This window comes from Shimazuella kribbensis DSM 45090, from assembly GCF_000428065.1.
In the GTDB taxonomy this organism is placed as follows: domain Bacteria; phylum Bacillota; class Bacilli; order Thermoactinomycetales; family Thermoactinomycetaceae; genus Shimazuella; species Shimazuella kribbensis.
Genome location: NZ_ATZF01000037.1, coordinates 1 through 8,537, shown reverse-complemented (window position 1 = coordinate 8,537; position 8,537 = coordinate 1). Strand labels below are relative to the sequence as shown.

At 37.5% G+C, this 8,537-nt stretch carries 9 protein-coding genes, 1 tRNA gene, 1 rRNA gene and 1 pseudogene; 8 read left to right on the top strand and 4 right to left on the bottom strand.

Annotated features, from left to right (window positions below; translation table 11 throughout):
* Window positions 1-127: 127 nt before the first annotated feature.
* A 5S ribosomal RNA gene (gene rrf, locus A3GQ_RS0120810) occupies window positions 128-244 on the top strand.
* A gap of 423 nt (window positions 245-667) precedes the next feature.
* Entirely contained in the window at window positions 668-1,072 is a 405-nt protein-coding gene (locus A3GQ_RS0120805; RefSeq protein ID WP_028778678.1) for an EthD family reductase, read from the top strand.
* A 161-nt stretch (window positions 1,073-1,233) separates the two neighbouring features.
* On the opposite strand, the gene A3GQ_RS0120800 is transcribed toward A3GQ_RS0120805, so the two are convergent.
* Both A3GQ_RS0120800 and A3GQ_RS0120795 read right to left on the bottom strand, forming a co-directional pair.
* Window positions 1,234-1,908, bottom strand: coding sequence for a uracil-DNA glycosylase (locus A3GQ_RS0120800; RefSeq protein WP_028778677.1), 675 nt, complete (start codon window positions 1,906-1,908; stop codon window positions 1,234-1,236).
* Window positions 1,909-2,047: 139 nt separating this feature from the next.
* Window positions 2,048-3,421, bottom strand: a complete 1,374-nt coding sequence (locus A3GQ_RS0120795; protein WP_028778676.1) for an amino acid permease — start codon at window positions 3,419-3,421, stop codon at window positions 2,048-2,050.
* Window positions 3,422-3,526: 105 nt separating this feature from the next.
* Between A3GQ_RS0120795 and A3GQ_RS0120790 the strand changes: the two genes are divergently transcribed.
* Window positions 3,527-3,602, top strand: a tRNA-Thr gene (locus A3GQ_RS0120790).
* Window positions 3,603-3,811: 209 nt separating this feature from the next.
* Window positions 3,812-3,955, top strand: a pseudogene (locus A3GQ_RS26460) (zinc-binding dehydrogenase); the annotation flags it as partial.
* A gap of 461 nt (window positions 3,956-4,416) precedes the next feature.
* Here A3GQ_RS26460 and A3GQ_RS0120785 read toward each other — a convergent pair.
* Complete coding sequence (locus A3GQ_RS0120785; protein ID WP_028778675.1) at window positions 4,417-4,944, bottom strand: hypothetical protein; 528 nt, start codon at window positions 4,942-4,944, stop codon at window positions 4,417-4,419.
* 29 nt (window positions 4,945-4,973) lie between these two features.
* Here A3GQ_RS0120785 and A3GQ_RS0120780 point away from each other — a divergent pair, with 29 nt between their 5' ends.
* The 4 genes from A3GQ_RS0120780 to A3GQ_RS0120765 all read left to right on the top strand — a co-directional run bounded on the left by A3GQ_RS0120780 (window position 4,974) and on the right by A3GQ_RS0120765 (window position 8,255).
* A complete protein-coding gene (locus tag A3GQ_RS0120780; RefSeq protein WP_028778674.1) occupies window positions 4,974-5,771 on the top strand; it encodes a GNAT family N-acetyltransferase in 798 nt (265 codons plus the stop codon).
* 179 nt (window positions 5,772-5,950) lie between these two features.
* Window positions 5,951-6,544 (top strand): hypothetical protein, encoded by a 594-nt coding sequence (locus A3GQ_RS0120775; RefSeq protein WP_051272192.1) that lies wholly within the window; start codon window positions 5,951-5,953, stop codon window positions 6,542-6,544.
* 343 nt (window positions 6,545-6,887) lie between these two features.
* A complete protein-coding gene (locus A3GQ_RS0120770; RefSeq protein WP_028778672.1) occupies window positions 6,888-7,802 on the top strand; it encodes a ParM/StbA family protein in 915 nt (304 codons plus the stop codon).
* Window positions 7,803-7,808: 6 nt separating this feature from the next.
* Window positions 7,809-8,255 (top strand): hypothetical protein, encoded by a 447-nt coding sequence (locus A3GQ_RS0120765; protein WP_028778671.1) that lies wholly within the window; start codon window positions 7,809-7,811, stop codon window positions 8,253-8,255.
* Window positions 8,256-8,311: 56 nt separating this feature from the next.
* On the opposite strand, the gene A3GQ_RS26455 is transcribed toward A3GQ_RS0120765, so the two are convergent.
* The coding region (locus tag A3GQ_RS26455) for an IS3 family transposase (protein WP_083964348.1) at window positions 8,312-8,537 on the bottom strand (226 nt) is incomplete at its 5' end.

The following is an 8,537-nucleotide window of genomic DNA, read 5'->3' as shown; positions in this document are numbered from 1 at the left end:
GAGGTGTAAGCACAGCAATGTGTTTAGCTGACAGATACGAATCGGTCGAGGGCTTCTCCTACGCAACAACATCATTTCCTATCCGATTTTGGAAGTGCGAAAGCATTCCTTACAAAAAGTAAATACGTCTGGTAATCATAGCAGAGGGGTTCCACTCGTTCCCATCCCGAACACGACCGTTAAGCCCTCTCACGCTGATGGTACTTGGACCGCAGGGTCCTGGGAGAGTAAGTAATTGCCAGGCAGCAAACGAAAGCCTACCATTTGGTAGGCTTTTTTGTTTACGAAGTTTTGTAAGGGGAATGGTGGAAAGAAACAGGACTTGTTTAACAAGTTTTGAGAAATGGTGACTTGGTAGGCTTTTTTGTTTATGGAAATCAAATCTATATTTCTTTTTTATATCGATAGTTAACAAAGAAATACTAGATGCCCTAAATTTATAATTTTATAATATTTATACAATAATTAACGAGTATGTAATATACTAGTATTATATAATTAGTGAATATACATTATTAATTACACAAATAAAAATGGAAATAGATTGATATTATCCCGATTACATAAATATTGGAGAACAACTTAAAACTTACTCAGCAAATGACAACCAAGTAACTGTGAAGATAAGTTCTGTTATTTTACATATGGCTTTGTGGGAGGATTATCGATGATCAAAATACAGGGTTTATATAAAAATGTGTGGGATTTGGATGAGTTTGAAAAGTATTATACAAAAGTACTTGTTCCTAAGATATTAAGTATACCTGGTATCATAAAAATGCATTACACCAATTTGTATCATTCATCTGACAAACAACCAGAAGGTCTGAATGATATTCATGTTATGACTGAGACCTATTTTGAATCGGTAGAAGTGATGAGAGATATCCTTAGTTCTGAAGAAGGAATCGCTATAACCAAGATGATTACAGCCCTCTCTGAGGAAAATGCTCAAATAGCTAGTTATATTGCTCAAGAAAAAGTGATTTACGCTCCGAAATGGATTGAGAAAAAGGCAGAAGAAGGAGAAATTATCGAAATTGTTGATTTGGATAGCCTAGACTTATTTTGAATGAAGACGGAAACATTAGATGCTTTTATGTACAGCATGAATGTACTCCTAGAACCCTTTTTGCAATTGGCATTTGAATTCAATAGAAGTAGAAAATAAGAAAACCGATATGTGGATATATCGGTTTTCTTTAATCTCCCTCTAAACAAAAAAATGTTTTTTTAAAGATTAGCAATGGACCAATCGATTTCTTGTTCTTCAATGCTACGTAAAAATTCATTGGTTTTGCTAAATGGTCTACTACCAAAGAATCCATTTCGTGCAGACAATGGGCTAGGATGAGCAGATTCAATGATATGGTGATGGTTATTGGTAATAAACGCTTTTTTAGCTTGTGCATACTTTCCCCATAAAATAAATACAATCGGTTTGTCGCGTTCATTTAGTTTATGTATTACTTCATCTGTGAAGTTTTCCCAACCTTGTCCTTTATGCGCATTGGGGGTTTTTTCTCGGACCGTCAAGACAGCATTTAATAAAAGAACACCCTGTTTAGCCCACGATTCTAGAAATCCATGATTTGGAATCGAATGTCCTAGATCAGATTGAAGTTCTTTAAAAATATTTTTTAGGGACGGTGGTTGTTTAACCCCTGGCTTAACAGAAAAGCTAAGACCATGCGCTTGTCCTTCACCATGATAAGGGTCTTGACCCAAAATGACTACTTTGGTGTTTGCATAAGGAGTCAGATGAAGTGCATTATAAATATCATCTTTTAAAGGATAGATAACTTGCGTATTATACTCGTCTACTAGGTATTGTCTGAGTTGTTTGTAATAGGCTTTTTCGAATTCAGTTCCTAATACTTCTGACCAGTCGTTTTGTAAAATCGTCATTCTTTCACCTCTTCTTTACTATATGTACTATTATGACATACTTTTTCTGTTATTTTAGTAGCAATCTTGTTAATGTTATATGATTTTCTCTAATAGTCAAAACAAAAGAACTGGCATTCTCGTAAGAACGCCAGTTTTTCTATTGTGCAAGCTTTTTTCGTTTTACTACTTGATAACCTATTGTTAGGATGATAAACCAGATAGGGCCAACAATTAGAGCAATTCTTGTTCCTGCATCAAATGCCATCAATATCAGTACACCAATCAAGAAAAGAATGACAATCCAGTTAGTTACAGGAGCACCTGGCATGCGGAAATGACTTCTTTTGATCTTTCCTTCTTTTACTTTTTGATGGTATTTGAGATGTGCAAACATGATAATAATCCATGTCCACACTGCGCCTACTGTTCCAATGCTGGTAATGTAGGTAAATGCTTTTTGCGGTATAAAATAGTTTAATGCAACACCGATCAGTAGAAAAAGGGTAGAAACAGTAATCGCTTTGGAAGGGATGCTTCGATGATTCACCTTTTGGAATCCGTAAGGTGCTTGTCCCAGCGTTGATAAATTGAATAGCATTCGTCCAGAACTGAAAACCCCACTGTTACAAGAAGATAAAGCAGCGGTTAAAACAACCATATTGATGATCATTGCTGCCCCAACGATCCCGACTTTTTCAAAAGTCAGTACAAATGGGCTTACGTTTTCTTGTAGTTGTGTCCAAGGATAAATGGCCAAGATCACGGTTAGAGAACCAACATAAAAAATCAAAATACGCCAAATCACACTATCAATTGCTTTTGGAATCGTTTTTTCGGGGTCTTTTGCTTCTCCAGCTGTTATCCCAATGAGTTCTACACCTATAAAAGCAAACATGACCATTTGCAGCGATAGAAGCAATCCATTCAAACCTTGGGCGAAAAAACCGCCATGAGACCATAGATTAGAGAATCCTGTCGCGTGTCCATTGTTCCCAAATCCTGTAAAGATGATGAGTAATCCAACAAGAATTAACACAAGGATGGTAACAACCTTAATGATAGCAAACCAAAATTCTACTTCACCAAAAACTTTTACAGCGATCATATTGATTAGATAAATTACCACTAATGAGATTAGAGCTGGAATCCAAGTATCTATCTTTGGAAACCATAGATTCACATATTTACCAATAGCGGTTATTTCGGCCATTCCTATGACAATCCACATAAACCAATAGGTCCAACCTGTGAAGAACCCAGCCCAATCACCAATAAATTCGGCGGCATAGGTACTAAAGGATCCAGATACAGGTTTATACATTACCAGTTCCCCAAGAGCTCGCATAATAAGAAAGATGATAACTCCTGCAATGATATAATTAACAATAATAGCGGGGCCGGCTGATTTGATTGCTGTTGCCGATCCAAGAAATAAACCAACACCTATAGCTCCACCTAAAGCAATTAATTCGATATGTCGGCTTTGTAACTCACGAGACAATACTTCTGGTGAGTTGTGCTTTTTGGCCAATTCACTCACTCTTTTCGTTTTATATATTTTTAAAAAAACTTCACTACTCACTTCTTGACAACTTTCTTATTCCCTTTTATAATTTGTAGTATTGTAAAAAAATATGCTGGTGTAGCTCAGTTGGTAGAGCACTTCACTCGTAATGAAGGGGTCGCAGGTTCGAGTCCTGTCTCCAGCACCATCTAAAACCCTTGTGTTTACAGGGGTTTTCTTCGTTTTTAGGAGAGAGAAATCAAGCTGCCCACCAGAATGTCAATGGACCACATTTTGATTACGCACTGCCGTATATTAAGGCTAATAAAAAGACTCTATCATTTAGATAGAGCCGTGAATTAGTAATTTAGATATATTCCAAAAATATTCCGGAAAATTTAAAACGCCCAGCTACAAGCACAATTAGTTGACGATGATAAGATCAAACCTACTGTAATGGATACCTTGGAACCGATCAATGCTAGTAATTTGCGTTTAGCTCATAGAACAGTAGAATCTGGCCGTACGATTGGAAAAATTGTGTTAGAGAATTTTGTTTAAATCAACTTCCGTATTGAGAAGGAAATCCGGAGTTTTCAATCAAACCGATGTTCTTTGTTTTTGCTTGCCTTGAGTGCATAAAAAACACAAACAGCAGACAAGGTTGACAAACAAATGGACCACGCACTAATGAGAACTAAGGGTAAATGAAGGAACAGTGAAAAACTTTGAAATCCCGATTGGGTTTCCTGCATTAAGGTTAACGAAATAACACTGGCGCATTACCTTCGTAATGAAGGGATCGCAGGTTCGAGTCTGTCTCCTTCACCATCCAAATACGATTTGCTAGTAATATAGCCTAATTCGGTTAATTTTTTTGCTTAGTAAGCCACTTTCTTATAAAAAAGGGAGTGGTTGTTTGTTTCAAAAAAAGAAATAATAAAAAGCGGCATGATGACCAAACTTAAAGTTTTGTTTTCGGATAGCATAGATTATTAATTCGAATTATAATAGAGATATCATCATAAGTCTGAATGGCTAGGATCAGGAGTAAGTACATGCCGGCTAACACCCTTGTGCAGAAGATGGGCTCTTTTGTGCAGTACATGCTGTCCATCTACACCATCGTGCAGCTGAAGGGACAGAAGCTGATGACCAAGTACTGGCTGAACGTTGGCTGGGCTACCTTTGTCATCAAGCACACGTGGTACACGAAGTTCCTCTTTCGTCTCATCTCGGTCATCCTGCTGATCGGAGCGACCTACGGGATTCTCTACCACCTTGGTATGGATCCTGCTCTTCTTCTCTTCCTGTCTTCCTTCCCCTTTCTCTACTTTCTGATGGTGGAGTTGATGGATTGGATGGAGAAGGAGGTCGACCTGAAGTTCGGGACCGGCACCTTCGAGATGGTCAGCGGCTGGGTAATGAAGGCGATGGGGTTGATCTTCCTGATCTTTTTCATCTTCATCCCCTACATCTGATCTTCTACCGTTCAGACTGCCCGGTCGACCCATCGATACAGATGGGTCGACCGGGATCAGTATATTCATACCTTCTAATGAGCGCAGGTGTTTTTTTGTTGACAGATAATCAAGTATTGATTAAAAGAATTCATACATATGAAGAATTAAAAGAAGTTGCTGTCATTCGACATGAACTTTGGCCAAATGATGGTGAAGTAGCTTTGGATCATATGAAATTTATATCCAATCATGGTGGAATTATTTTAGGAGCTTACCGAGATGATCAGATGGTTGGTTATGCTTATGGTTTTCCGGGCTATCAACCAAATAAAGTTTATCTGATCTTGCAAAATATTGGTATTCTCCCTGCATATCAGCATCAGAAAATTGGAGAGTCTTTGATGCAATCTGTTAAAGAAGAGGCTAAAAATTTAGGCTATAACGAGATTATATGGACCTATGAACCGCTGGAAAGCGTGAATGCCTATGTGTATCTTCATAAAATGGGTGCAGTATCTTCAGAGTATCTAAAAAATTGTTACGAGTGTGATGAAGATGGATTATCAGTAGATCGTTTTCTAACTCGTTGGGATCTGAATGATTCTGGTCAAGAATCTTCGGAAATACCAGATAATTACCTTGATCAATCTTATAAGATCGATAGAAATGATTTATCAAAGTTGAATTTTGCCGTTTTAGAGAGGTATCCGTATGTTCTCATACCTGTACCTTCTAATTTAAAAACAATTCGTTCTCGAACAGAGTTACATGGATGGAGGACTTTTACACGTTCCCTATTTTTCCAACTTTTCAATCAAGGGTGGGAGGTGTTTAACCTCATCAAAAATGAAGACCCTGATTCCTCTATTCATTACTATGTAGCAAGAAAACGGCGAAAAAAGATATTCATGTAGTCTAAGTAAAGTGAAAGTGTACTCTTGGTTGATTTCGGATCAAGAGTATTTTTCTATTCATCTTTTCCCTTAATTAGAATTATTTGTTTCCCAATATTCCCTGACGGTAAGTGTCAGTGGAGTTTTTTTATAATGAATTCATATATCAGAGAACAAAATTTAGTGATGGAGTGAGAACAATGATAGAGGTATTAATGGGACTTTTATGGACTTTATTATCTATAACTATTTTGACTGTACCCATCTTGATTTTTGGCAAAAAAAAATGGATCAAGATTAATGCAAAACAAAAAAGATGGTGGGTCATTTCCCATGTAACGTTTGTAATTGTTTATTTCACAGGAGTGTTAGGAATTTTGTTCTTTTCGATTTTCTCCTTGAATACAACAGACAATGAATTAATGTACGCAGCTCACTATTTTATGCATAACTTTGATTTGTTTTTGATTGTTCCGGGTGCACTGGGGTCTTTGACGACAGGGATATGGTTAGCAATAGGTACATGGGGCTTGACCACCTACTACTGGGTTATAGCTAAGTGGATCGGTAATATGACCACAATTCTATTTGGAAGTACTTTTATAGGTTCTTGGATCCAAACATCTCAAGTTGAGTTAAATAAAAAAGGAATCGATCCTTTGCAAAATCCAGTATATGTCGAAAGTCAAAAAATGATTTTTATCGGGATAATAATCGTGTTTGCAATCTTATTCTTTCTCACCACCATTACTTACTTAAAACCGTGGGGGAAAAGACAAAAATATAGAAAATAGTAAGTAGTTCTTACAGAGAAGTAAAATGGTTTGAGTTTAAGGGAGTATTACATATTGGGCAATCATTGGATTTGCCCAATAATATTTTAATTATTTCAGTTTTGTCTTATTACATAAACATAAAGTCTAGTTGGTTAAGTTAGTTAGAGGCTCCAAGGTATATTCTCTTAAAAATGATGCAGTTTACTATACCAAATTAGGACTTTTCCGTTCCCTTTTTTGTTCTAGAGAAGAAAATAGTGCGTTCATTAAAAGAAACTTTGCGGTAATAGCAAAGAAATATAGCAAAACATCTGTTAATGGCTTATCATAATTAAGAGGAATATACATAAGGAGTGACGGCATGAGTTATTTTGATGGAAAAAATGAGTTTGCCATTGCAGTAACCGATAATGGACGCCATAAAGTAAAAGGGGCTTTAATTCAAGGAAAACATGTACATACAGATGATTTTTTTAGTTACATTGGGGAATACGTAGATTTGGATTTTCACGCTAATTCAGATGAAGATATGATTGTTCAAATTGGTAGAAAGGGAGAAAAAGGGACTTTTTTTGTAGGTGATTTGGCACGTAGAGCGGGTAACCATGCGAAAAAAGCGAAGCAGGATTCAAAAGCACATGAACAGAATATTATTTTTACTTTAACCATGTTACATCGTCTAGGAGTAGCAGGTAATGTAAAGGTAGGTACAGTTGTACCAATAGAAAACCATCGTTCGGATGCTAAAAAATTGAAACAGATGTTATTGGGAGAGCACTTTGTTACCGTAAATGGTGTGGAGCGGAGAATTCAAATCCTGGATGTCCTTGTAGGAGTGGAGGGTGGAGCTACTTATTATGTGACTCCAGAAGAGGAAACAGAAGAAAAAGTCGTGCACATCATGGCGATTGGTTCAGAGAAATCAAATTTTGCTACCTATGACCACAACGGACGATATGTGCACAATCAATCTGGCTCTTCTTCTAACATTTCTTGGGAAAAGTTTCGTAATTTTTCCAAAGACACTCGTGCAGAAGCTATTGCTAAAGCTATTTTTTCTGAAGTTGGTGGATATCATTGGGATTTGCCATATGAAGACGAATATGGAGATGTTCGAGAAAAGATGTTTTATGTTTCTGGTGGGGCCGCTGAGTTATTGCTCCCTGAAATTCGTAAGTTCTTTCCAAATGTACAAGTTGCGCCAAACCCATTGTATAGCGATTGCTTAGGAATGCTTCATGCTGCTGCTCTAGAGTGGGTCCCCGAAGGGTGGTAAGATAAGATGAGCGAACAAGATACACGGGAGATGCTTGGTACCCGAAAACGTAATGTCACGCTCACCTTTAATTTGACAGATGAAACCGAGCGTGAAATTTACGAATGGTGCAACGAGCATGCTGAAAATGGGTCGACCTTTATCATGAAAGTGCTCTCCCAGTATAAGGAGTATCGAGAGTTTGTGCAAACGGTATCAAAATTACATGATATGATGCCAATGATGCAACAGATGTTTCCGACAGAAGGGGTTAAAAAAAATCCCATCAGCAGTACACTCCAGCAGGTGAGTTCGCAAGTAAATCAACAAGTGAAACAATCCGTAAACCCAAATATACAGCCGTTTTCCAATGTTCCCCCCAAAGCACCTCCTGCTCAACAAGAACCTATTCCTTCTCGATCAGTACGGCATGGAGGTTCGAAACGAAGAAGAACAAGTATGCCAATGGAATAAATAAAAAAGACCTTTGTCATGAACTTACCCTGTCAAGTAGACAGTAAGAAAAAAGCCTAAGCGACCAATGTTCTCTGGTACTCTACTGGAGAACATTGGTTTAATCTTTTCTGGAAACGTTCATGGTTATAGAAGCCAATGTAATCTTGGACAGCTTGAAGAAGCTCCTGTTCTGTTTTACACTGGGAAAAGTACAACGTTTCTGTCTTCAAATGAGAGAAGAAAGACTCAATGCACGCATTGTCTAGGCAGTTTCCTTTGTGAGAGTGGCTGCCTACCATT

Excerpts from the sequence above, each read along its gene's own strand:
- A3GQ_RS0120805 (WP_028778678.1), top strand. The coding sequence starts at position 668 with ATGATCAAAATACAGGGTTTATATAAAAATGTGTGGGATTTGGATGAG.
- A3GQ_RS0120800 (WP_028778677.1), bottom strand. The coding sequence starts at position 1,908 with ATGACGATTTTACAAAACGACTGGTCAGAAGTATTAGGAACTGAATTC.
- A3GQ_RS0120785 (WP_028778675.1), bottom strand. The coding sequence starts at position 4,944 with ATGAATATACTGATCCCGGTCGACCCATCTGTATCGATGGGTCGACCG.
- A3GQ_RS0120775 (WP_051272192.1), top strand. The coding sequence starts at position 5,951 with ATGATAGAGGTATTAATGGGACTTTTATGGACTTTATTATCTATAACT.
- A3GQ_RS0120770 (WP_028778672.1), top strand. The coding sequence starts at position 6,888 with ATGAGTTATTTTGATGGAAAAAATGAGTTTGCCATTGCAGTAACCGAT.
- A3GQ_RS0120765 (WP_028778671.1), top strand. The coding sequence starts at position 7,809 with ATGAGCGAACAAGATACACGGGAGATGCTTGGTACCCGAAAACGTAAT.